At 63.0% G+C, this 23,055-nt stretch carries 16 protein-coding genes; 7 read left to right on the top strand and 9 right to left on the bottom strand.

Annotated elements, in window-relative coordinates:
* Nucleotides 1-20: 20 nt before the first annotated feature.
* Nucleotides 21-1,970, top strand: coding sequence for an acetate--CoA ligase (acs, locus tag H1D44_RS17805; RefSeq protein ID WP_181516495.1), 1,950 nt, complete (start codon nucleotides 21-23; stop codon nucleotides 1,968-1,970).
* A 63-nt stretch (nucleotides 1,971-2,033) separates the two neighbouring features.
* Here the strand turns inward: acs and ku (H1D44_RS17800) are convergent, their stop codons facing one another.
* Genes ku (H1D44_RS17800) through ligD form a run of 4 tightly spaced genes read right to left on the bottom strand, consistent with a single transcriptional unit; the run spans nucleotide 2,034 to nucleotide 6,803 of the window.
* On the bottom strand, nucleotides 2,034-3,236 hold the full coding sequence (ku, locus tag H1D44_RS17800) for a non-homologous end joining protein Ku (protein ID WP_181516493.1): 1,203 nt from the start codon (nucleotides 3,234-3,236) through the stop codon (nucleotides 2,034-2,036).
* Nucleotides 3,229-4,005, bottom strand: coding sequence for a non-homologous end joining protein Ku (ku, locus tag H1D44_RS17795; RefSeq protein ID WP_181516491.1), 777 nt, complete (start codon nucleotides 4,003-4,005; stop codon nucleotides 3,229-3,231). Before ku (H1D44_RS17795) ends, ku (H1D44_RS17800) begins: the two co-directional genes overlap by 8 nt.
* Nucleotides 4,005-4,226, bottom strand: a complete 222-nt coding sequence (locus H1D44_RS17790; RefSeq protein ID WP_181516489.1) for a hypothetical protein — start codon at nucleotides 4,224-4,226, stop codon at nucleotides 4,005-4,007. Before H1D44_RS17790 ends, ku (H1D44_RS17795) begins: the two co-directional genes overlap by 1 nt.
* Before the next feature lie 27 nt (nucleotides 4,227-4,253).
* The gene (gene ligD / locus H1D44_RS17785; RefSeq protein ID WP_181516487.1) at nucleotides 4,254-6,803 is read right to left on the bottom strand and encodes a DNA ligase D; all 2,550 of its coding nucleotides are present in this window, start codon (nucleotides 6,801-6,803) and stop codon (nucleotides 4,254-4,256) included.
* A gap of 277 nt (nucleotides 6,804-7,080) precedes the next feature.
* Between ligD and H1D44_RS17780 the strand changes: the two genes are divergently transcribed.
* Both H1D44_RS17780 and H1D44_RS17775 read left to right on the top strand, forming a co-directional pair.
* The gene (locus tag H1D44_RS17780) at nucleotides 7,081-8,370 is read left to right on the top strand and encodes an ATP-grasp domain-containing protein (protein WP_181516485.1); all 1,290 of its coding nucleotides are present in this window, start codon (nucleotides 7,081-7,083) and stop codon (nucleotides 8,368-8,370) included.
* Between the two features lie 17 nt (nucleotides 8,371-8,387).
* Entirely contained in the window at nucleotides 8,388-10,427 is a 2,040-nt protein-coding gene (locus H1D44_RS17775) for a CocE/NonD family hydrolase (RefSeq protein ID WP_181516483.1), read from the top strand.
* A 116-nt stretch (nucleotides 10,428-10,543) separates the two neighbouring features.
* Here the strand turns inward: H1D44_RS17775 and H1D44_RS21350 are convergent, their stop codons facing one another.
* Nucleotides 10,544-10,828, bottom strand: coding sequence for a con-10 family general stress protein (locus tag H1D44_RS21350; RefSeq protein WP_181516481.1), 285 nt, complete (start codon nucleotides 10,826-10,828; stop codon nucleotides 10,544-10,546).
* A 343-nt stretch (nucleotides 10,829-11,171) separates the two neighbouring features.
* Here H1D44_RS21350 and H1D44_RS17765 point away from each other — a divergent pair, with 343 nt between their 5' ends.
* Complete coding sequence (locus tag H1D44_RS17765; protein WP_181516479.1) at nucleotides 11,172-11,834, top strand: response regulator; 663 nt, start codon at nucleotides 11,172-11,174, stop codon at nucleotides 11,832-11,834.
* A 124-nt stretch (nucleotides 11,835-11,958) separates the two neighbouring features.
* On the opposite strand, the gene H1D44_RS17760 is transcribed toward H1D44_RS17765, so the two are convergent.
* From H1D44_RS17760 to H1D44_RS17745, 4 genes are all read right to left on the bottom strand, one after another.
* On the bottom strand, nucleotides 11,959-15,906 hold the full coding sequence (locus H1D44_RS17760; RefSeq protein WP_181516477.1) for a hybrid sensor histidine kinase/response regulator: 3,948 nt from the start codon (nucleotides 15,904-15,906) through the stop codon (nucleotides 11,959-11,961).
* 96 nt (nucleotides 15,907-16,002) lie between these two features.
* Nucleotides 16,003-16,518, bottom strand: a complete 516-nt coding sequence (locus H1D44_RS17755; RefSeq protein ID WP_181516475.1) for a hypothetical protein — start codon at nucleotides 16,516-16,518, stop codon at nucleotides 16,003-16,005.
* Nucleotides 16,519-16,611: 93 nt separating this feature from the next.
* Nucleotides 16,612-18,408, bottom strand: a complete 1,797-nt coding sequence (locus H1D44_RS17750; protein WP_181516473.1) for a sodium:solute symporter family protein — start codon at nucleotides 18,406-18,408, stop codon at nucleotides 16,612-16,614.
* Between the two features lie 6 nt (nucleotides 18,409-18,414).
* Entirely contained in the window at nucleotides 18,415-18,675 is a 261-nt protein-coding gene (locus H1D44_RS17745; protein WP_181516471.1) for a DUF4212 domain-containing protein, read from the bottom strand.
* A 748-nt stretch (nucleotides 18,676-19,423) separates the two neighbouring features.
* Here H1D44_RS17745 and H1D44_RS17740 point away from each other — a divergent pair.
* The 3 genes from H1D44_RS17740 (at nucleotide 19,424) to ttcA (ending at nucleotide 22,936) form a co-directional block, all read left to right on the top strand.
* Complete coding sequence (locus H1D44_RS17740; RefSeq protein ID WP_181516541.1) at nucleotides 19,424-21,244, top strand: DUF294 nucleotidyltransferase-like domain-containing protein; 1,821 nt, start codon at nucleotides 19,424-19,426, stop codon at nucleotides 21,242-21,244.
* A gap of 28 nt (nucleotides 21,245-21,272) precedes the next feature.
* A complete protein-coding gene (locus tag H1D44_RS17735) occupies nucleotides 21,273-21,902 on the top strand; it encodes a 3'-5' exonuclease (protein WP_181516469.1) in 630 nt (209 codons plus the stop codon).
* A gap of 92 nt (nucleotides 21,903-21,994) precedes the next feature.
* Nucleotides 21,995-22,936, top strand: coding sequence for a tRNA 2-thiocytidine(32) synthetase TtcA (ttcA, locus tag H1D44_RS17730; RefSeq protein WP_181516467.1), 942 nt, complete (start codon nucleotides 21,995-21,997; stop codon nucleotides 22,934-22,936).
* Nucleotides 22,937-23,055 lie beyond the last annotated feature (119 nt).

Genomic DNA, 23,055 nt, shown 5'->3' with positions numbered 1-23,055 from the left:
CTCCAGGAAGAGGCTAGCCAATGACCGATCAGCAGAATGTCTACCCGGTACGCGACGACATCGCCGCCAATGCCTGGGCCGATCGTGAAAAGTATCAGGCCCTGTACCAGCAGTCCGTCGAGGATCCCGAGGGCTTCTGGGCCGAGCAGGCCAAGCGAATCGAGTGGTTCAAGACGCCAACAAAGATCAAGCACACCACCTTCGACCCGCACAACGTCGACATTCGTTGGTTCGAGGATGGCACTCTCAACGCCAGCGTCAGCTGTCTCGACCGTCACCTGGAGACTCGCGGCGACCAGACCGCCATCATCTGGGAAGGCGACGACCCCAACGACGCCAAGCACGTCACTTACCGTGAGCTGCATGCCAAGACCTGCCAGTTGGCCAATGCACTCAAGGAACTCGGTATCGGCAAGGGCGACGTTGTCACCCTCTACATGCCGATGATTCCCGAGGCGGCGGTGGCCATGCTGGCCTGTGCTCGCATCGGTGCCGTGCACTCGGTGGTGTTCGGCGGCTTCTCCCCCGACGCCCTGGCCCAGCGCATCATCGGCGCCAACTCCAAGCTGGTGATTACTGCCGACGAGTCCGTGCGCGGCGGCAAGCACGTGCCGCTCAAGGACAACGTCGATGCCGCCCTGACCCGCAAGGGCACCGAGGTGTGCGAGAAGGTCATGGTGGTCAAGCGCACCGGCGGCGAGATCGACTGGAGCGAAGGCCGCAACGTCTGGTACCATGATCTGGTGGACAAGCAGGCGACCGACTGCCCGGCCGAGGAGATGAACGCCGAAGACCCGTTGTTCATTCTCTACACCTCCGGCTCCACCGGGGCGCCCAAGGGGCTCAAGCACACCACTGGCGGTTACCTGGTCTACGCGAGCCTGACCCACCAGTACATCTTCGACTATCAGGACGGCGAGGTTTACTGGTGTACTGCTGATGTGGGCTGGGTCACCGGTCACAGCTATATCGTCTACGGTCCGCTGGCCAACGGCGCCACCACGCTGATGTTCGAAGGCGTGCCGAGCTATCCCAGCCACGGTCGCATGGGCGAGATCGTCGACAAGCACAACGTCAACATCCTCTATACCGCGCCTACCGCCATCCGTGCGCTGATGGCCCACGGCGACGGCGTGATGGACACCAGCAAGCGCGACAGCCTGCGCCTGCTCGGCTCGGTGGGCGAGCCGATCAACCCCGAGGCGTGGGAGTGGTTCTACCGCGTGATCGGTAACTCCAAGTGCCCCATCGTCGATACCTGGTGGCAGACCGAGACCGGCGGCATCCTCATTTCACCGCTGCCCGGTGCCATTGACCTCAAGCCGGGGTCGGCCACGCTGCCGTTCTTCGGCGTGGTGCCGGCGCTGGTGGATGCCGAAGGCAACGAGCTCGAGGGCGTGGCAGACGGCAACCTGGTCATACTGGACTCCTGGCCAGGCCAGGCGCGCTCCATCTGGGGTGATCACGAGCGCTTCATCCAGACCTATTTCTCCACCTACAAGGGCATGTACTTCACCGGCGATGGCTGCCGCCGCGATGAGGATGGCTACTACTGGATCACCGGCCGCGTCGATGACGTGCTCAATGTCTCCGGCCATCGCATGGGCACCGCCGAGATCGAGTCTTCGCTGGTGGCCCACGAGGCCGTTGCCGAAGCCGCCGTGGTGGGCTTCCCGCATGACATCAAGGGCCAGGGGATTTACATCTACGTGACCCTGACCGATGGCGTCGAGCCCACCGACGAGCTGAAGAAAGAGCTCACCCAGTGGGTGCGCAAGGACATTGGGCCGATCGCCTCACCGGACGTCATCCAGTGGGCACCGGGCCTGCCCAAGACCCGTTCGGGCAAGATCATGCGCCGCATCCTGCGCAAGATCGCCGCCAACGAAACCGGTGGCCTGGGCGATACCAGCACCCTGGCCGATCCGAGCGTGGTCGATGATCTGATCGAGAATCGCGCCAACCGCTGATTTGTCCAGCACCTCGTATTTGGCATTCATTGCCTAGCCGGCCTTCGGGCCGGCTTTTTCGTTTCAGCCGGCGGCGGCAATGGCCCTGGCCAACTCGGCCTTGCTCATGCGGCTGCGGCCGGGAAGGTCGAGTTGCTGGGCGCGCTGATAGAGTTCGTCACGGGAGAGGCCTTCCAGCTCGGCCAGCTCGGTGCTGCGGCGCTTACCGCGCGTCGCGGCCTTGCCGCCGTCGGCTCTCTGCTTGCCTTTGGCGCGCTGGCCTGAGGGCCGTTTCTTCGTCTCGCTGCGCCTGGCTGCCGGCTTGGCGCGTTTTTCCGTCTTGCGCTTGCCGGCGTCGTTGCGTGCCTCCTGCCCGGGCGGTCGCCCTTCGGCCAGGCTCTGCTTGAGCACCTGCATCAGGTCGATCACTTCGCCTCCCTGCTCCGGCTCGACATCGGGGGTATCTTCCTCGCCCAGCGCGATCACGTCCTCGCCGCGGGAAAGCTTCTCCTCGGCGCGAGCGACGATGCGCTGGCTCTGCAGGTCCTGAAGCTCCTCGCGTTCGAAACCCTTCACCGTCAGGGCCTCGATGGCCTTCTGCATGGCCTTGGCCCGCGACTTGTCGGGCTGGGTGGGCTCGGGGAGGGCGATATCCTCGGGGGTGCGAACCTCCTCGGCGAAGCGCAGCGTCTCGGCGCGCAGGATCCCCTTCTCGGCGATGATTGCCACCAGGTACTCCTTGCCGCGCATGACGAAGGTGGCAATGCCGGCTCGCCCAGCGGACTCCATGCTCTGCGCCAGCAGGCGGTAGGCCTTGGTCACGCCCTTGTCGGGGGTCATGAAGTAGGCGCGCTGGAAGTACATCGGGTCGATCTCGTCGAGGCCGACGAAGCGCTTGAGGTCGATCTCCTGGGACTTCTCCGGGGCCAGCGACGCGAGCTCGCGGTCCTCCACCACCACGAACTCGTGCTTCTCCACCTCGTAGCCGCGGATCAGCTCGTCGTAGTCGAGCACGCGCTCCTCCTGCTCGCAGAAGTAGCGTCTTGCCAGCGGTGTGCCCTGGGCGTCGACCATGCGCAGCGACACCGGCTTGGATCGGTTGGCCGGGTAGAGGTTGACCGGCAGGCTGACCAGGCCGAAGGTGATGGTGCCCGACCACAGCGGACGCGGACCGCTGGCGTGAAAGTGTTTCTTTTCCCCTCCCCGGGTTGCCTCCTTCTTCTCCTTGGTACGCCTGTCCTTCGACCGGGGCTTTGCCTGGGTTTTGGACTTGCTGGGACTAGGCACGTTTGCGCTCCTTCTTCAGGCTGGCCTCGAGCGCCTTGGAGAGATCGTCGGAAGCCTCGCGGCGGCGAATCGGCGTAACCTTGACGCTCTTGCCGCGCCGCTTGGCCTCGATCAGCTCCAGCACCCGCTCGCGGTACTCGTCGTGGTATTCGCCGGGGTCGAACTCGGCCTCCAGCATGCCGATCAGCTGGCGCGCCATGTCGAGCTCCCTGGCATCCAGCGCCTTGCCCTTGGGCGGCTCCAGTGCATCCACCGGCACCACCTGCTCCTCGTGACGCAGCGACATCAGCATTGGCACGCCGCGGTGCAGGCGTAGGGCGCCGACGTAGCGCTTCTTGCGCATCACCCAGCGGGCCAGCCCCTCTTTGCCGCTGCTGGCCAGCGCCTCGGCCAGGGCGAAATAGAGCGACTCGCTGCCGTCGGGGCCGAGGTAGTAGGGGCGGTCGTACCAGCGATGATCGATGACCTGCGGTGGCATGAAGCGGATCACCTCGATATCGCGGCCTGTGTCCGGCTCCAGCGCCTCGAGCTCCTGCTTGTCGAACACCACCAGGCTGCCCTCGTCGGTGCGATAGGCGCGGCGGGTCTCCGCGTGGGGCACCACCTCGTCGGTGTCGGGATTGACCATGGCCTGCTTGACCGGCGAGCGGTCCTTCTCGTGCAGCAGGCGGAAGTGCACGCTGCGATCCTGCACCGCGGAGTAGAGCTTCACCGGCACCTCCACTTCAGCGAAGCGGATCACGCCTTTCCACATCGCCCGTGCCGTCATCAGCCCTCCTCCCGCTCATGAGCGCGTTGTGAGCCGTGACCAGCTTCCTCATGACATTCGGGGCACAGCGTGTCGCGGCTTTCGAACGTTTCCTCCACGCAAGCCGGGCAGATCGGCCGGTCGCAGTAGATGCAGTGGTAGCCCGCCTCGTAGTGAAAGGTGCGCAGGCAGAACTGGCAGGTCTCGGGGCCGCTCTCCAGCCACCAGGGTGCTTCGTTCATGGCATTCTCTTTGGTGCAAGGCCAGTGTCATTTCACTCCTACGGCCTTGAGCAGCTTGGCATCCAGCGGTCGCGCCGCCTCGTCGAACCCCGCCCAGGGGTCCTCGCGCAGGGCCGAGAGCCGCCGACGCAGGTTCTGCACGTTGTAGCGGTCGGCGCGCAGCGCGGCGTTGAGCTCGTCCCAGCGGATGGGCACTGCCACCGGGGCATTTGGGCGAGCGCGCACCGTGTAGGAGGCCACCGCCGTGGCGCCGCGGCCGTTGCGCAGGTAGTCGATGAAGATGCGCCCCTCGCGCTTGGCCTTGGACATGTTGGTGGTGAGCCGCTGCGGATCGTCCTTGGCGTGGGCCTCGGCGACCCCCTTGGCAAAGGCCTTGGCCTGGTCCCACTCGGCGCTGGGCTCGAGCGGCACCACCAGGTGCAGCCCCTTGCCCCCGGTGGTACGCAGGAATGCCGTGAGCCCCAGTGACGCCAACCGCTCACGCAGAGTGCCGGCCACGCGCAGGATCTCCTTCCAGGCGATGCCTGCGTCCGGGTCGAGGTCGAACACCAGGCCGTCGGGCTGCTCGAGGTGGTCGATGCGGCTGCCCCAGGGGTGGAGCTCCAGCGCACCGGCCTGGACCAGGCCGATCAGGTCGGCGGCGGACTCGACGTAGACGTATTCGGCGCTGCCCTTTTTCTCGGGCACGTCGATGCGTGGCACGCTGGCCGGGATGGCGCGCCGGGGGTGCTTCTGAAAGAAGCACTCGTCATCGCGGCCCTGGGGGCAGCGCACCAGCGACAGCGGCCGTCGCGCCAGGTGGGGCAGCACCCACGCCTCGACCTGGTCATAGAAGCGCGCCAGGTCGAGCTTGGTCAGGCCCTGCTCGGGAAACAGTACGCGGTCGGGGCTGGTCAGGCGTACCCCGCGCAGCGAGGTCTCGTCGTTGCGCTTGCGTGGGGCTGGCTTGTCAGGCTTCGCCTGCTGATCCGGGATCTCTTCGGCGGCCATCTCCTTGCTCAGCGTCATGCGGATCTCCTCCGGGTTGCGGTCTTCGCGCAGGCCGCGAAAGGCTGGGTGGCGCAGGCGCCCGTCGCGGGTACGCTCGGTGAACTCCACCTCGATCACCAGCTCGGGGCGCACCCAGTGCACGGCGCGGCTGTCCGGCACGCTGCCGTGGAAGGGCGAGCGCTTCACTTCGAGCTCGTCCAGGATGGCGCCGAGCTGCTCGAGCAGGCGGTGGCTGAAGCCGGTACCCACGCGCCCGGCGTAGATAAGACCCTGCTTGCCGTAGGCGCCCATCAGCAGCGAGCCGAAACCGCTGCGCGAGCCGCCGGGCTCGGTATAGCCGCCGACCACGAACTCCTCGTGGCTGACGCACTTCACCTTGAGCCAGTCACGGCTGCGCTTCTGCTGGTAAGGGCTGTCGGCACGCTTGCAGATGATGCCCTCGAGGCCCATCAGGCAGGCGCGCTCGTGAAAGGCCTGGCCCTGGGCATCGAGGTGGTCGGAATAGCGGATGGTGTCCTCGGGCAATTCCGCCGCCTGGAGCAGCGCCGCGAGGGTGTGCTTGCGCTCCAGCAGGGGCACGTCACTGAGGTCGTGGCCATCCAGGTGGGGGAGGTCGAAAAGCTGATAGACCAGGCGTGAGGTGCGGCCACTCGAGAGTGCCTCCTGCAGCTCGCCGAAGCGGCTCACGCCATCCTTGCCCATGGCAACGACCTCGCCGTCGAGCAGCGCTGAGTCCACCGGCAGCGGCTCGAGCGCCCGGGCGATCTCGGGGAAGCGGCGGGTCCAGTCCTTGCCGTTGCGGGTGATCAGCCGTACCTTGCCCTTTTCGATGCGGGCCAGCAGGCGGTACCCGTCGAGCTTGATCTCATGGATCCACTCGCCCTTGGCCGGGACTTCTCGTGTCAGGGTGGCGAGCTGTGGTTTGACTTCCTGCGGCAGTCTGGCCTTGCGCGCGCCATCGAGGCTGCCTGGGACGGGCAGGCTGTCAGCGTTCTTTCCGGCGCCGTCGTTGCCCCAGACGTGGTCACGATCCTCGGCGATCTCCTGCATGCTGCGGCCGCTGGCGATGCTCTCGTCCCGATCCACCGTCAGCGAGGCGTCCATGCGTGGCCTGTCGTCGTGGCGCTTGATGAGGAGCCAGTTGCGCCCATGCTTGTCCTGGCGTTTGCCGCTCATGCGGGTCAGCGTCCAGCTGCCCTTGAGCCTTTCGCCGTCGAGTTCGATATCGATCCGGTCCGGCTTGGACTTACCCTTAATCCGCCAGCTGCCGCGATCCCACAGCATCACGGTGCCGCCGCCGTAGGCCTTCTCGGGAATCACGCCTTCGAAATCGGCGTACTCCAGCGGGTGGTCCTCCACTTCCACGGCCAGGCGCTTCTCGCCAGGTTCGAGGCTCGGCCCCTTGGGCAGGGCCCAGCTTCGGAGTGTGCCCGCTTGCTCCAGGCGCAGGTCGAAGTGGTCGTGGCTCGCCGCATGCTTGTGCATCACATAGAGGTTGCCTGCCGCGGCCTTGCCCCGTGCTTGACCGGCGGGCTCACGGGTCCGCGTAAAGTCACGCTTGCGGCGGTACTCCTCGAGTTTTTCCATCGGCTCCATCCTTGGCCGCTGAGTTTCCGACACAAAGCCACATCATCAGCCTAGCTGCGCACTTCCAAGGTGCAAAGGCCCGCTCAGGAATCGTGCCTTGCAGACTGGCCGATCCGTCATCTTGGGTTCCGTTGTGTTTCCTCAGCGTGCTCATGGGTAAAGAATCGTCTTGACCATGGAACCCGAGTGGGCAGGCCGATATCTTGAGAAGGGTAAAGGGAATTTCAGGGGAGACGCACCGTGTGTCTCCCACCGCTATCGTCATGGAGATGGATCAATGAAGCGGAACATCTTTGTCGTCGCGCTGGAAGAACAGCAGCGCGAAGAGCTGGAAACCTTGCGATACGCTGACCAGTTCAAGGTACACAGCCTGCTGTCGGTCAAGGCGGCTGTCGAATCACCCAGCTTTTCCTTCGATGCCTTGCTTGACGAGGCGCGTCGCAAGCTCGAAGCCTTCGACGGTTGCATCGATGCCATCGTGGCTCAATGGGATTTTCCCACCAGCGTATTGGTACCCATTCTGTGCCGGGAGCACGATATTCCTGCGCCTTCGGTGGAGAGCGTACTCAAGTGCGAGCACAAGTACTGGAGCCGGCTCGAACAGCAGAAGGTCATCCCCGAAGTCGTGCCGGACTTCTGCGGCGTCGATCCCTTCGCCGATGATCCGCTTTCCCAGGTCACGCTGGACTATCCGTTCTGGATCAAGCCGGTCAAGGCGTTTTCCTCGCATCTGGGCTTCAAGATCGAGAACGACGAACAGTTCGATGCCGCCATCCGGGAGATTCGCCAGGGGATACGCAAGCTCGGCGATCCGTTCAACGAGGCGCTGCGCCACGCTGAGCTGCCGCCCGAAATCCAGCATATGGACGGCAACTCCTGCATCGCCGAGCAGATCGTCTCCGGGGTGCAGGGCGCCCCCGAAGGCACGGTCTACCATGGCGAGTTCAACGTTCACGGCATCATTGCTCAGCCCAATTCGGTCAACAAGGATATTCCCTACGACCGCATGGAGTATCCCAGCAACCTGCCTGAGCGGATCCACCGTCAGATGATCGATGTATCGCGCCGCTTCCTAGAGCATATCGGCTACGACAACGGCTGCTTCAACGCCGAGTTCATGTGGAACGAGGAGCAGGACAAGCTGTGGCTGATCGAGGTCAATACGCGGATCTCCCAGTCTCACAGTGAGATCTTCATCATGGTCGACGGCATGTCCAATCATGAGGTTGCCGTGAACATCGCCTTTGGCGAGCGGCCGTCTCTGGCCAACCGACAGGGCGTCGCTGCCGTGGCTGCCAAATGCTACATCCCCTACGAACACAGGGACGGCATCGTCAAGCGTGTACCGAGCGAAGAGGAGATCGAGACCCTCACCAGGCGGTTTCCCGGTACCAAGGTAAGGATCGACGTGGAGCCGGGCATGCGTCTTGGCGACCTGATGCACCAGGACAGCTTTAGCTATCGCCTGGGAACCCTCTATGTTGCGGGAGAGGATCACGAGCAGATCGAGCAGCGCTACAAGGCCTGCCTGGAGGCGCTGCAGTTCGAGATCGAACCCACTGAATGAACCAGCAAGGAGGCGCTGTGAGTGTCGTAGACTCGTTTCCCTACCAGGTTCGCGAAATAGAGAACGTCTTCATCCCGATGCGCGATGGAGCCCAGCTGGCCGCCAGGATCTGGCTGCCGGAGGAGGCAGAGCGGACGCCGATGCCGGCGATCCTGGAGTACATTCCCTATCGCAAGCGCGACATCACTCGTGCCCGCGACACCAATCATGCCTACCTGGCCGGGCACGGCTATGTCTGTATTCGTGTCGATATGCGCGGCAGCGGCGACTCGGATGGCGTGCTCACCGACGAGTACACCCAGCTCGAGCAGGAGGATGGCGTGGATGCCATCGCCTGGATTGCCGAGCAGTCCTGGTGCGACGGCAATGTCGGCATGATGGGCATCTCCTGGGGCGGCTTCAACAGCCTGCAGGTGGCGGCCAAGCAACCAGCGGCGCTCAAGGCAATCATCAGCCTCTGTTCGAGCGACGACCTCTACGCGGACAACATGCACTACATGGGCGGCTGCCTGCTCGGCGACAACCTCTCCGAGGCCACGGTGATGTTCGCCTTCAATACTTTGCCGCCGGACCCGCAGATCGTCGGCAACCGCTGGCGCGACATGTGGTTCGACCGCATGGAGAACAGCGGTCTGTGGCTCGAGCCCTGGCTCGAGCACCAGCGCCGCGGCCCCTATTGGTCGACCAGTTCGGTCAACGAGAACTATGCCGCGATACAGTGCCCGGTCTATGCCGTCGGCGGCTGGGCCGACGGTTTCACCAACACCGTGCTGCGCCTGATGCAGCATCTCGAGGTGCCGCGCAAGGGGCTGATTGGACCCTGGGGACACAAGTACCCCCACCAGGGTATGCCAGGGCCGGCCATCGGCTTTCTTCAGGAAGCGCTGCGCTGGTGGGATCACTGGCTCAAGGGCAGGGACACCGGCATCATGGACGAACCCATGCTGAGGGCCTGGGAGCAGGACAGCGTGCCGCCCGACACCTCATATGAGCAGCGGCCGGGTCGTTGGATCGGCGAGTCCGGCTGGCCCTCGGCCAATATCCGGGAGCGTCGCTACGGGCTCGGCCCCTACACCATTCATATGGGCGAGGGCCATGGTGGTCCGCACCAGCGGGAGGGGCAGGAGAGAGCTCTGGCGCTGCAGTCGCCACTCAGCGTGGGCCTGGCAGCGGGCAAGTGGTGTTCCTATGCCGCCACTCCAGACCTGCCGGGCGATCAGCGCGAGGAGGATGGCGGTTCGCTGATCTTCAGCAGCCGTCAGCTGGCCGAGGCTCTGGATATCTTCGGTGTGCCGGAGCTGGAGCTCGAAATCTCCAGCAACAAGCCCCAGGCGATGCTCGCCGTTCGACTCTCGGATGTGGCGCCTGACGGCAAGTCGACCCGAGTCACCTACGGACTGCTCAACCTGTCGCATCGCGACAGCGATGCCAACCCCGAACCGCTGGTGCCTCACCGGCGCTATCGGGTGCGCATCCCCATGAACGGCATTGCCCAGCGCTTTCCGCCAGGGCATCAGCTGCGGGTCTCGATCTCGACCTCCTACTGGCCGCTGGCCTGGCTACCGCCGGCGCCGGCTCAGGTCGATATTTACCCTGACAGCAGCGCACTGATCCTGCCCGAGCGGACGCCTGGCGAGGAGGATAACCGCCTGCCCGAATTCTTCGAGCCCGAGGAGGCGCCGCCGATCAAGGTCCAGAACTACGCCGCCAGCGATCACAACTGGTTGCTGCACCGTGACCTGGCGACCAAGGAATCGACTCTGGAGGTGATCAACGACCAGGGGCACTTCCGCATCGAGGATATCGGTACCGAAGTGCGCCGCAGTACCCGCGAGTGGTACAGCACCTTCAACGACGACTTCACCTCGGCGCGTGGCGAGACCTATACCGAGCGCTCGTTCAAGCGTGATGACTGGAACGTGGAAGTTTACACCCGCACCGTACTGACTTGCGATGAGGGCCACTTCTTCATCCATGCCCAGCTCGATGCCTACGAGGACGACTACCGCGTTTTCTCCAAGAACTGGGAAAAAGTCATTCCCCGCGATCACATGTAGTCGAACCGTACTGTGCCGAATCGGGCAGGATTTATGCGGATGCCTCTTGCGGACACAGCCTCGAACCCACAAGAAGGCCGCCAGTGCACTGGCGGCCTCTATACCGGACAGAGCGTCTAGCGCTTACCGCCCTTGCGCCCTGCCTGGGAGGCTTTCTTTGGATCGTGGGCGAAATTGCCACTGCTGTTCTGGCCGCCTTTCTGTCCGGCCTGGGAGGCTTTCTTGGGGTCGTTGGCGAAATTGCCACTGCTGTTGCGGCCGCCTTTCTGTCCGGCCTCGGAGGCCTTCTGCGGATCGTTAGCGAAGTTGCCGCTGCTGCGTTGGCCGCCTTTCTGACCGGCCTCGGAGGCTTTCTTCGGATCGTTGGCGAAGTTGCCGGGGTTCTGGTTGCGCTGTGCCATGCAAATCTCCTTGACTCTTCCCGCATGGTCGCCCATGCATTCGTACGTCCATTTACCGTCGCCGGGTATCCGGCGCCGATGGCGTCTGCCATCGTTCTTGAAGATAGAAGTCGCATGAAACACCCTGCAAGAGCGTTGCTGTATCCGAGTGAAATGAAAGATGTCGCAAGCTCCAGCGGTAGGCGCCGAAGCACTACAGTGAGAGGAGGAGGTTATATCGTTTGTCGACAATCTGTCGTATACGCTTGGGAAGCTTTCACGCATGGGGTAACATGCGGTAATCGTATCGCAGAGCCCGATGTGGCGGCCTCAGGCCCCTGCTAATGGAACCGGAGGAGAATCCATGGCATTAGCCCAGAAATTCATCGTCGCCGATGACCATCCGCTGTTCCGTGCAGCGCTGACGCAGGCGCTGCGACAGCTGGCGCCCCAGGCCGAAATCGTCGAAGCCGACACCATGGAGGCGACCTGCGAGGTAGTGACGCGTCATCCCGATGCCGACCTGATCCTGCTCGATCTGCATATGCCCGGAGCGCATGGCTTCTCCGGTTTGATCCAGCTGCGAGGCCAGACACCCGACATACCCGTTGCGGTGGTCTCCGGCAGCGACGAGCCGCATGTCGTACGACGAGCCATCGATTATGGCGCTTCCGGCTTCATCCCCAAATCCTCTTCCCTGCAGCTGATCGCCGAGGCGGTGGGCGAGATCCTCGACGGCGAGGTATGGCTGCCCCAGGAGCTGGCGGATTCCCTGGGCGACGCCAACGAGGAGGAGACTCGCTTCGCCGAGGCCATCGCCTCGCTGACGCCGCAGCAGTTCCGGGTACTCAACATGCTGACGGAAGGCCTGCTCAACAAGCAGATTGCCTATGAGCTGAATGTTTCCGAAGCCACCATCAAGGCCCACGTCACCGCCATTTTGCGCAAGCTGGGCGTGCACTCGCGTACCCAGGCGGTGATTGCCGCCCAGAAACTCGAGGTGGAGCCGCCCAAGGTCGAGTCCTGAACTGCCTCACAGGCCAGGCACTCACCGCCTTCCAGGCGTAAGGCCGTGAGCCGACGCAGAAAACCGCCACCGTGGCCAAGCCACGGTGGCGGTTTCGCGTTTGGAGGGTCGCTGCCGCCTTGCACTAGGCGCTAGGCGCCCGGCTGGCCTGCAGCGTGCGGGTCAGCAGCGCACGCAGGGCGGCGGGACGTACCGGCTTCTGCAGCAGGTGATAGCCGCTGCGGCGAACTTCCTCGGCCACCTCCTCAGTGCGGTCGGCGGTAATCACGATGCCCGGCACCGCACCTTCCAATCGCTCGCTCAGCGCCTCCAGGGCCATCAGTCCGGTCACTTCGTTGTCCAGGTGATAGTCGGCCAGGATGGCGTCCGGCTCGCCGTCGAGGTTGCGCAGTACCGACTTGGCGCCGCCGATGGTGGTGGCGGTATAGACGTCGCAGCCCCAGCCGGCAAGCATCGCCTTCATGCCCTCGAGGATGAGGGTTTCGTTGTCGATGCACAGGATGCGGGTCCCCACCAGCTTGTTGCCCGCCCGGCGCGGTGAAGCGGCCTCCTCGGCCTGCTCCACGGCACTGCGTTCCGCCACCCGCGGGATACTGACCGAGAACATGGTGCCTTTGCCCTCCTGGGAAAAGACCTTGATGGGATGGTCGAGCACGCGGCTCATGCGATCGGCAATGGAGAGCCCCAGTCCCAATCCTTTCTCGCTCTCCTTGTGTCGCGAGGCCTGGTCCAGGCGGCGGAATTCCTGGAAGATCTCGGCCTGCTTGGATTCGGGGATGCCTGGCCCCGAGTCCCATACCTCGATCGTCAGGCGTGATCCACGGCGGCGGCAGCCCAGCAGGACACGGCCCTCCTGGGTGTAGCGCAACGCGTTCGACAGGAAGTTCTGAACGATTCTCCGCAGCATCTGTGGGTCGCTGTCGACCCAGGCGCGGGTCGGTACCACGACGAGGTCAAGGCCGCGCTCCTCGGCCATGACCTCGAACTCGGCGCGCAGCGGGCGGAAGATATCGGCCAGGGCGAAGTGGCTGCGGCGCGGGGTGAGGGCACCAGCATCGAGCTTGGAAATATCCAGCAGGGTGCCCAGGAGTTCTTCGGCGGCCTGCAACGAGTTGTCGATGTGGCCGATGGTGCGCTTCATGTCGTTGGCGTCTGTCTCGTGAGAGAGGGCCGAAGTGAACAGCCTCGCCGCGTTCAAGGGCTGCAGCAGGTCGTGGCTGGCAGCGGCAAGGAAGCGGGTCTTTGACGCATTGGCATCCTCGGCGACCTGCTTGGCCTGGCGCAGCGCCTGCTCCGCTTCGGCGCGAACCCGGTTTTCCTGACGTAGCAAGGCGTTGGCTTCCGATAGCGCCTGGGTACGCTCACGCACACGCTCCTCGAGCGTCTCGTTGGTCTCCTTGAGCGCAATTTCTGCCAGACGGCGTTCGGTAATGTCCTGGTAGAGCGCGAAGAAGCCGAGGATCGCACCGCTGTCGCCGAAGTGCGGAGTATAGGTCACCAGCATGTAGCGCAGGTCGTCGCCGAGGTAGAGCGAAACCTCGAAACTGACCCGTTCACCGGCTAGTGCCCGGCGGATCCAGGGCTCGCGCTCACGGGCCATCTCGCCGCTGATGACATTATTGACGTGCTTGCCGATGACCTCGTTGCGGTCGATGCTGAACGCCTGTTCATAAGCCCGGTTGGTGAAAAGGTAGCGGCACTCCTTGTCGAAATAGGCGATCAGCGCCGGCACGTTGTCGGTATAGATGCGTATGTTGTTTTCCGAGCGGATCAGCGCCTCTTCGATGCGCTTCTGCTGGGTGATGTCCTGATAGGTGTAGACGAAACCGCCGCCCGGCATGGGATTGCCCTGCACCTCGAGCACGCTGCCGTCCTGGCGATAGCGCACGTAGCGGTGAGGTTGGCCATCGCGGATGTTGTCGATCAGCAACTGCACATGCTCTTCCGGGTCGCCGGGTCCGTACTCGCCGTTATGGGCGTTGTAGCGGAATATCTTGTCGATCGGTGCACCGACACGGATCAGGTGGTCGGGGAAGCGGAACAGTTCCAGGTAGCGCTGGTTCCACACCACCAGGCGCATGTTCTGGTCGACTACGCTGATGCCCTGGTTGATGTTCTCGATGGTGGCCTGCAGCAGGGCGCGGTTGAACTCCAGCACCTGGGAGGCCTCGTCGACGATGGAGATCACGTCGGAAATGCCGATGCCGCGACCCTGCAGCGCCGAGTTGACCACGATGCGCGCCGAGGAGGCACCAAGCACCGAGGCAAGAAAACGCTCGGTGAACTGGATCACGTCAATGGAAGCGCGGTTGCCGTCTTCCAGCGGCTTGCCACTACGCCTGGCATAGTCGTCGAAAGCGCGAGCCACTTGGCCGGCACCGAGAAAGCGCTCGCACAGTACCTTGAGGTCGCCCACCGTGGTGGCGCCGGTCCAGGGGCGGTTGACCGAGGTCTGGCGGGTTTCGACGCTGTCGACGAACAGCGAGGCCTGAATCCGCTCGACCACGCGCTGTGAGGTGATCTGGGAGACGAAGATGTAACAGAACAGATTGACGCCGAGTGAAAGCATGACGCCATGGGTGAAGCCGTCGCCGACGTTCAACCCGAAGAGTGCCGTCGGTGTCAGCCAGGGGTGGCCGAGCGGACCGCCATCGAGCCAGTGCGCCGGCAGCACGCCGCCCTGGATCATTGCCGGCAGCAGCAGGCTGTAGGCCCAGATGGCAAAGCCGGCGTTCATGCCGAAGATGACGCCCAGCCGGTTGCCGCGCTTCCAGTAGAGGCCGCCGAGCAGTGCCGGAGCGAACTGGGCCGCCGCAGCGAAGGAGAGCATGCCGATCGACGCCAGTGACGAGAACTCGCCGATCAGATGATAGAAGCCATAGGCCAGGGCCAGGATCACGCAGATGGTGATGCGCCGTGCCTGGAGGACCAGGCGACCGTAGTCGCGGGGGCGTGTATCCAGCCAGCGCAGGCGGAACAGCAGTGGAATCACGATCTCGTTGGAGATCATGATCGACACGGCTACCGTGGCCACGATTACCATGCCGGTGGCGGCCGAGAAGCCGCCGATGTAGGTCAACAGGGTCAGCCACTGTTGGTCGGCAGCCATGGGCAGCGCCAGGACGAAGGTGTCGGGCTCCACCGTTCCGGCGGGGAACAGGGTCAGGCCGGCGGCGGCGATCGGCAGGATGAAGAAGGCAAACGCCGCCAGATAGAGAGGAAACAGCCAGCGCGCCTTGGCTGCATCGCTGGGGTGGGTGTTCTCTACCACGGCAACGTGAAACTGGCGCGGCAGGCAGAAGATGGCCAGCATCGCCAGCAGCGTCTGTGCCCAGAAGCCGCGTCCGAAGTCCTGGTCGGCCAGCTGGCGCTGCAGTTGCAACTGGGTGTCGGCCAGAGCCATCAGTTCGCCAAGGCCATCGAACATGCCCCAGGTCACGTAGGCACCCAGCAGCAGGAAAGCCAACAGCTTTACCATCGACTCGAAGGCGACCGCGTGAATCAGCCCCTCGTGGTGTTCGGTGGCGTCGGTATGGCGCGTGCCGAACAGAATGGCAAACGCCGCCATCACCACGGCCACGAAGAACGCCGTATCGGCAAATATGGGGGTATGGGTAATATCCGCGGCGTCCGTCAGCAGGGCGAACGACGTTGCAACGGCTTTAAGCTGCAGGGCGATGTAGGGCAGCGTGCCGATCAATGCGACGAGGCTGGCAAAAGCGGCCAGTGATTGCGTCTTGCCATAGCGCGAAGCGATGAAGTCGGCGATCGAAGTACTGTTCTGGCGCTTGGCCACGCGGATCATCTTGGCAAGGATCGGCCAGAACAGCAGGAAGGTCAGTATGGGGCCGACGTAGATGCTGATGAAGGACCAGCCGGCAGTGGCTGCCTGGCCGACCGCGCCGTAGAAACTCCATGAAGTGCAGTAGATGGCCAGCGCCAGGATATAGATGACCGGACGCTTGCGGCTGGCACCATGGCGGCGAGCACTGCGATCCCCCCACCAGGCGATGCCGAACAGTATGGCGATATAGAGCAGCGATACGGCAATCAGCAGCCAACCGGCAAACATGCTTTCTCCCCCCCGCAAGTAGCGACCATTCTAAAGGGATATCGGCCCGAGGACACTCGGGCCGAGCGAAGGGCCAACCTGGCGGGCTGGTGAGAGTTACCTGGCCGAGCAGACGGCACGATAAAGACGTGACTCCTCATCCACCGAGCGCAAGGCATCCAGGCGTGGCTGGCGGCTCTCCTCGCTCAGCGGCACCATCTCGGCGGTGGAGCAGTTCATCAGGAAGGGATGGTGGTACAGCTGGTCCACGTACTCCTTCTCGAAGCGGTAGAGGATGAACTCGACCAACTGGTGCTCGTCAGCCTCGCGAGGCACCATGCTGCTCTGGTCGACGACGCTGAAGGCAACCGTCATCGGGTACAGGTAGGTCCAGGGTCGCCATACCATGCTGTCCTGCTTGGTATCGACCACCTGGGCCGTAGGCGGCAACTGGCTCTGCTTGTGATCGAACCAGGAGTATTCGTAATGGATCTGGTAGCCCAGCATGCCGAGGCCGGCGAAGACGGGAATGATCCATTTCGGGAGTCGCTTGCCGCTGGCCAGGCGCAGGAGCAGGCCTAGGCCGGCAGCTCCCAGGGCGGCGAAAATCGCCCCAATCAAGTGCCAAATCATGACGCCACCTTTCTCAAAGCAATCGGGCTTCCCGATGGGAAGCCCGATCTGGTTCGGTCCCCAGCCCGCAGCGGGCCGGGGAGCCATTATGGCTTAGTGGCCTGTGGCTGCGCCAGCGCCTTTCGGGTAACGCACGCTCTGCACCAGGTCCTGGATCTCTTGCGGCGGCTCCTCGGTAGCGGAAGATACCGCATATGCCACAGCGAAGTTGATCATCGCACCCACCGCGCCGAAGGAGAGCGGGGAGATGCCGAGCAGCCAGTTGTCTTCAGTGTTCGGCAGCATGTTGGTGCCTGAAATGAAGAACCAGCCCAGGTAGGTGAAGATGTACAGCAGGGTGCTGATCAGGCCGGCGAGCATACCGGCAATGGCGCCCTTGCTGTTGATGCGAGTAGAGAAGATGCCCATCATCAGCGCCGGGAACAGCGAGGCGGCGGCGATACCGAAGGCGAGTGCCACCACCTGGGCGGCGAACCCCGGCGGATTGAGGCCCAGGTAGGTCGCCAGCAGGATGGCGCCCGCCATGGAGATTCGAGCAGCCAGCATCTCTCCTTTCTCGCTGATATTGGGGTTGATGGTGTTCTTGATCAGGTCATGACTGATGGCCGAGGAGATGGCCAGCAGCAGGCCTGCCGCGGTCGAGAGAGCTGCCGCGATACCACCCGCTGCGATCAGGCCGATGACCCAGCCGGGCAGGTTGGCGATCTCCGGGTTGGCCAGTACCAGGATGTCGTTGTTGACCGTCAGCTCGTTGCCCGCCCAGCCAAGGTCGCTGGCGATGGCCTGGAAGCCCGGGTTGGCATCGTTGTACATCTGGATGCGCCCGTCGTTGTTTTGATCGGTGAAGGTGATCAGGCCGGTGTCCTCCCAGGTGCGAATCCAGTCAGGACGCTCCTCGTACAGGATCGGATTGGCCAGGGCCTCCTGGTAGTCCTCCACCTGGCCGGCCATTTCCGGGAAGATGGTGGTGGCCAGGTTGAGGCGCGCCATGGAGCCTACAGCAGGCGCGGTCAGGTAGAGCAGGGCGATGAAGACAAGCGCCCAGCCGGCGGACCAGCGTGCATCGGCCACCTTGGGTACGGTGAAGAAGCGGATGATGACGTGGGGCAGGCCGGCGGTACCGATCATCAGCGACAGGGTGAACAGCACCATGTTGAGCTTGTTGTCGACGTCGGCGGTGTAGTCCTGGAAGCCGAGTGCTGTGACCACCTCGTCGAGCTTGGCCAGCAGCGGCAAGCCGGACTCGGTGTGCGTGCTGAACATGCCGAACATCGGAATCGGGTTGCCGGTCAGCTGGAAGGCGATGAACACCGCCGGAATGGTGTAGGCGATGATCAGCACGATGTACTGGGCCACCTGGGTGTAGGTGATGCCTTTCATGCCGCCGAATACCGCATACAGGAAGACGATGGCCGCGGCGATCCAGATACCGGTGCTGCTGGGTACCTCGAGGAAGCGCGAGAAGGCCACGCCGGCGCCGGTCATCTGACCGATTACGTAGGTCACCGAGGCGACGATCAGGCAGATTACCGCTACCACGCGGGCCGTCTTGCTGTAGAAGCGGTCGCCGATGAAGTCGGGTACGGTGAACTTGCCGAACTTACGCAGGTAGGGCGCAAGCAGCATGGCCAGGATCACGTAGCCGCCGGTCCAGCCCATCAGGAATGACGAGTTGGCGTAGCCGCCGGAGGCCAGCAGGCCAGCCATGGAAATGAAGGAAGCCGCCGACATCCAGTCGGCGGCCGTGGCCATGCCGTTGGTGACCGGGTGGACGCCGCCACCGGCGACATAGAAGTCCTTGGTGGAGCCGGCACGCGCCCAGATGGCGATGCCGATATAGAGGGCGAACGAGGCACCCACGAAAAGCAGGTTGATGGCAAACTGACTCATGCTGGTTTACTCCCCCAGGCCGAACTTCTGGTCGAGCTTGTTCATCTTCCAGGCATAGAAGAAGATCAGGCCGATAAAGGTGAGAATGGAGCCCTGTTGAGCAAACCAGAAGCCGAGGTCGGTGCCTCCGATCGGTATGCCCGCGAGTAGGGGCCGGAACAGCATGGCGCAGCCGTAGGACACGAAGGCCCAGACGATCATGCATCCGGTGATCAGGCGAACGTTCGCCTTCCAGTATTCAGCAGCATTGCTCTTGTCATCTGCCATAGTGAAGCTCTCCACTTGTTGTTAAGGTTGGGAAGCGTAAAAGAGTGGCCGGGATTCATCAGGGGGCACACTGTACGAATCGAGTCAGGCGTCTTGGAATTCGGCGTAGGTAATCGCCGCGAGTTTCCTTTCTCCCTGCGGTCGAGCCGCACTTCCCACCACGTCTAGTCAGCCTTGTCGAGTCGCTGATTTTGGGTGTGTTTACCCCGAATGCCTCACGCTCAATAGTGGTCAATAAACACGAAAAATAAAATCCCAGACTTTCGTATCATGAGTAAACTTGGATGAAATGTTGCTTTGTTTTTTTGTTAAAAAACAATGACTTGCTTTTTTGTTGTCGGCTTGCGGAGCCGGGCGGTCTGGCGATGATAGGACGATTGTCTAGCATTGGACTTTTGTCTATCAGCATTCCTCTTAAGACCATTGTCTATAAAAACGTGGCGCTTTCCTAACTGCTCGCTCTTGGACGTTGGTCTAGCTTATCTCTTGAAACTTGGGACTGTTATCCTGCTCGAGGGATAAGTGTTTTTTGCTCTACGAGCTGACAGGGATGTGTGTGGCCAGGCCAATGTCATGCCTGACAAGCGATCTGGTTGCATAGCAACCATTCGGGCATGCTCGACTGCAGCTGTCGTCAGTCTTGGCCGCTTGGCACTCTGGCTCGATGATCGATCGCCGAACTGCACAGAGCTTCTCGGGGCTCATGACCCGAGGCAAAGCATGGTGGCCTAACAACAAGGGTGACGAGATGGTCGAAGTCGATCTTTCCCAGCCGCCGTTCTCCTTTCTGGATGAGGAGGGGCGGGAGCGTGTGCGTAGCGGCATTGACCTGGCGTATTTTGACCGCGACGAGATCATCCTCGAGACAGGTCAGCCCGGCGAATTCGTCTTCCTCATCCACAAGGGAGAGGTGGCCGAGCTGGACACCACTCAGCCGGGGTCCCGCGAGCGCATAGGCCACTACACGGCCGGAGATCTCTTCGGCGCCATCAGTATTCTCAATCGCAAGAGTCGCTATCGCTTTCGCGCCGAGCAGGAGAGCCTTTGCTACCTGCTGCCCAAGGCGCTCTTCCTGCAGCTTTGCGACGACTACCCTCCTTTCGCTGAGTTTTTCCAGCAGACCCTGGCACACAAGGCGCGACTGCTGACCGAGCAGCGCGCCGAGGGCGGCGTGACCATGGCGGGCTTCATGCTGGCACGGGTCAGCGAGTGCATGCGCCCACCGCTGTGTATGGGGTCGGCTACCACCATCGCCGAAGCGGTGGCGAGGCTGCATGAAAGCCATGCCGACAGCCTGCTGGTGGAGAACGGCGATGGGGCAGGGATGGTGACCAAGACCGATCTGCTCGATGCGCTCGTGCTACAAGGGCGTGATAAGGAGAGCCCTCTTCAGGAGATTGCGCATTTCGAGTTGGTCACGGTCCGCCCCGAGCAGTACCTGTTCGAGGTGCTGGTGATGATGACCCGCTTCAAGGTGGAGCGGGTGGTCGTCATGGAGCAGGAGCGTCCCATCGGGGTGGTTGAGCTGACCGATGTGCTCAGCTTTTTCTCCAGCCGCAGCTACGTCGTCAGTCTGCAGGTGGAGCAGGCCGACACCCTCGATGCCTTGTTCCGTGCCAGCCGCCGCACGCCCGAGCTGGTCAAGGCGCTGATGGCCCAGGGCGTCAAGCTGCGCTTTGCCATGGGGCTGCTGGCCGCGCTCAATGGCCGCATCATGTCGAAGGCCTGGGGCTTTCTTATCGACGAGCGTTACCATCGCGACAGCTGCCTCATGGTGATGGGCAGCGAGGGGCGCGGCGAGCAGATACTCAAGACCGATCAGGACAATGGCCTGATACTCGCCGATGGGCTGGACTGGCCGGACGTGGGCGAGCAGATGCAGCGCCTTACCGAGACCCTGATAGAGCTGGGCTATCCACCGTGTCCCGGTAACATCATGGTCAACAACCCGGAGTGGGTGGGCTCGGTCTCCCAGTGGCAAGAGCGTATCGCGCGCTGGGCCGCCAAGCGCGACGGCGACAGCCTGATGAAGCTGGCCATCATGCTCGACTCCCATGCGGTCGCGGGGAACCCGGCGCTGCTGGATCGCGTGCGCCTGTCGCTCTTCGAACAGTGCTCGCGTGACGAAATCCTGCTCTCCTACTTCGCTCGGACGGCGCTGCGTTTCTCGACGCCGCTGACCCTGTTCGGTTCGCTCAAGAAGCCGCAACACGGTATCGATATCAAGAAGGGCGGTATTTTCCCGATCGTTCATGGCGTTCGCACCATGGCGTTGGAACGACGCATCAATCAGACATCTACCCTGGAGCGACTCGAGGCCTTGGCGGCTGACGGCCGGCTGGAGGAGAAGGTGGCCGAAAACCTGGCCGAGGCGCTGTCGCTTTTTACCGAGCTGAGACTCAAGCAGCAGCTGAAACGCCTGGAGGGAGACGTGGAAGGCAAGAGCCCCGACCGCGTCGTGGTGCAGGAGCTGTCGTCACTCGAACGCGACCTGATGCGGGAAGCATTGCACATCGTCAAGGACTTCAAGCAAAGCCTGTCCCAGCGCTACCACCTTGAATATACGTGAGGCAGGCGGAGCACTCAGGAGGAGAAGCATGTTTCGAGTATTGCGCCGGGCCAATGATCGGCGTCGCCATGCCGGCGGAAAGTATGCCTGGCTCTTTCATCCCTATACCGGCGACGAGCTGGTGGCCATCCACTGCGAGACCACGGGAACCGATACTCGCGTCGCCGAACCCGTTTCCATCGGGGCGGTCAAGGTGCGTGGCGACAGGGTGTTGACCAGCGAATCGCTGGAGCTTCGGCTAAGGCGCCCCGTCACGCTAACCGGTGATTCGATTCGCATCCATGGCCTGCGCGGCGTGGATCTTGACGACGGGGTCGATCTAGACGATGCCTTGGTAAAATTTCTCGACTTCGTGGGCAATCGGCCACTGCTGGCCTGGCGGCTCGATTTCGACCTCGCCATTCTCAACCGCCAGATTCGGCCTCGCTTCGACTTCGATCTGCCCAACAGCGGCATCGACGTGGCTCAGCTCTACCACCGGCATCAGCGTCGCAGCGTGATGGAGCCAGAGCCGAGCACCCAGCGCTTCGAGACAGTGGCAGAAGCGCTGAGCGTGCCGGTGATGGGGCGCCACACCGCCCTGGGTGACGCCGTGACCACGGCTTTGATGTACCTGCGCCTCGAGCGACCCGGTTTGCAGCAGCGCCGTGAGGCATGAAGGCCTGAAACCTTCCTGATAGCGTCGCCTCGAGGCAGTGGCGATGATAGGATGGCTGCCGTCATTCACCATGCCCCGAGCAGCCTGTGACCATGCAAGACGCCAGCATCTTCGACCCCCAACTCGCCGCCGACGCTAGCGCTTCCCAGGAGCCGCGGCAGGCGCTTGCCAATACCTCTGCGCTCGATGCACTCGATGCCAAGGGACGACGTGAGTTCAACAAGCTCCAGAAGCGCCTGCGCCGACATGTCGGCAATGCCATCATCGACTATGGCATGATCCACGAGGGGGACAGGGTCATGGTCTGCCTGAGTGGGGGCAAGGACAGCTATACCCTGCTGGAGATCCTGCGCAACCTGCAGCGCAACGCGCCGGTGAATTTTTCCCTGGTGGCGGTCAACCTCGACCAGAAGCAACCCGGCTTTCCCGAGCACGTGCTTCCCGATTACCTGGAACGCATCGGCGTCGAATATTACATCCTCGAGCGCGACACCTACTCGGTAGTGAAGGAGAAAACCCCGGAGGGCAAGACCACCTGTGCGCTCTGCTCTCGCCTGCGGCGTGGCTCCCTCTACGGGTTTGCCGAGGAGATCGGTGCGACCAAGGTGGCACTTGGCCACCATCGCGAGGACATACTGGAGACGCTGTTTCTCAACATGTTCTATGGCGGCACTCTCAAGGCGATGCCACCCAAGCTGCTCTCCGACGACGGCAAGAACATCGTGATCCGGCCCCTGGCCTATTGCCGCGAAGCGGACATAGCCGAGTTCGCCCGCCTGATGGACTTCCCCATCATTCCGTGCAATCTCTGTGGCTCACAGCCCAACCTGCAGCGCCAGGTGGTCAAGGAGATGCTGGCCGAGTGGGAGCGCAAGCACCCGGGGCGCATCGAGACCATGTTCAAGGCGGTGACCAACGTGGCGCCTTCGCAGCTGGCCGACCGCGAGCTGTTCGATTTCGAAGGGCTGGAAGCGAAGCAGGCGCGCATGCAGGAGCGCCGCATCGATGCGCTGAACCTGTCGCTGGACGCCTGAGCGTTTCGCGCGCCAACGAAGAGACCCGTCCGGCCAGATGGCTGAACTGCACCCCGAAAGTTGGACACCCAATCCAACCTTCGGGGTTTTTCTATGAGGAACAAGTACAGCGACGAGTT

Origin of the sequence: Billgrantia kenyensis (assembly GCF_013697085.1) — a bacterium.
GTDB classification, from domain to species: domain Bacteria; phylum Pseudomonadota; class Gammaproteobacteria; order Pseudomonadales; family Halomonadaceae; genus Halomonas; species Halomonas kenyensis.
Note: the sequence above shows the minus strand (reverse complement) of the source record. Positions and strands in the feature narration are given on the sequence as shown.

Bases quoted from the DNA above. Each gene is read 5' to 3' on its own strand.
- acs (WP_181516495.1), top strand. From the start codon at position 21: ATGACCGATCAGCAGAATGTCTACCCGGTACGCGACGACATCGCCGCC.
- ku (WP_181516491.1), bottom strand. From the start codon at position 4,005: ATGACGGCACGGGCGATGTGGAAAGGCGTGATCCGCTTCGCTGAAGTG.
- H1D44_RS17790 (WP_181516489.1), bottom strand. From the start codon at position 4,226: ATGAACGAAGCACCCTGGTGGCTGGAGAGCGGCCCCGAGACCTGCCAG.
- ligD (WP_181516487.1), bottom strand. From the start codon at position 6,803: ATGGAAAAACTCGAGGAGTACCGCCGCAAGCGTGACTTTACGCGGACC.
- H1D44_RS17780 (WP_181516485.1), top strand. From the start codon at position 7,081: ATGAAGCGGAACATCTTTGTCGTCGCGCTGGAAGAACAGCAGCGCGAA.
- H1D44_RS21350 (WP_181516481.1), bottom strand. From the start codon at position 10,828: ATGGCACAGCGCAACCAGAACCCCGGCAACTTCGCCAACGATCCGAAG.
- H1D44_RS17765 (WP_181516479.1), top strand. From the start codon at position 11,172: ATGGCATTAGCCCAGAAATTCATCGTCGCCGATGACCATCCGCTGTTC.
- H1D44_RS17760 (WP_181516477.1), bottom strand. From the start codon at position 15,906: ATGTTTGCCGGTTGGCTGCTGATTGCCGTATCGCTGCTCTATATCGCC.
- H1D44_RS17755 (WP_181516475.1), bottom strand. From the start codon at position 16,518: ATGATTTGGCACTTGATTGGGGCGATTTTCGCCGCCCTGGGAGCTGCC.
- H1D44_RS17750 (WP_181516473.1), bottom strand. From the start codon at position 18,408: ATGAGTCAGTTTGCCATCAACCTGCTTTTCGTGGGTGCCTCGTTCGCC.
- H1D44_RS17745 (WP_181516471.1), bottom strand. From the start codon at position 18,675: ATGGCAGATGACAAGAGCAATGCTGCTGAATACTGGAAGGCGAACGTT.
- H1D44_RS17740 (WP_181516541.1), top strand. From the start codon at position 19,424: ATGGTCGAAGTCGATCTTTCCCAGCCGCCGTTCTCCTTTCTGGATGAG.
- H1D44_RS17735 (WP_181516469.1), top strand. From the start codon at position 21,273: ATGTTTCGAGTATTGCGCCGGGCCAATGATCGGCGTCGCCATGCCGGC.
- ttcA (WP_181516467.1), top strand. From the start codon at position 21,995: ATGCAAGACGCCAGCATCTTCGACCCCCAACTCGCCGCCGACGCTAGC.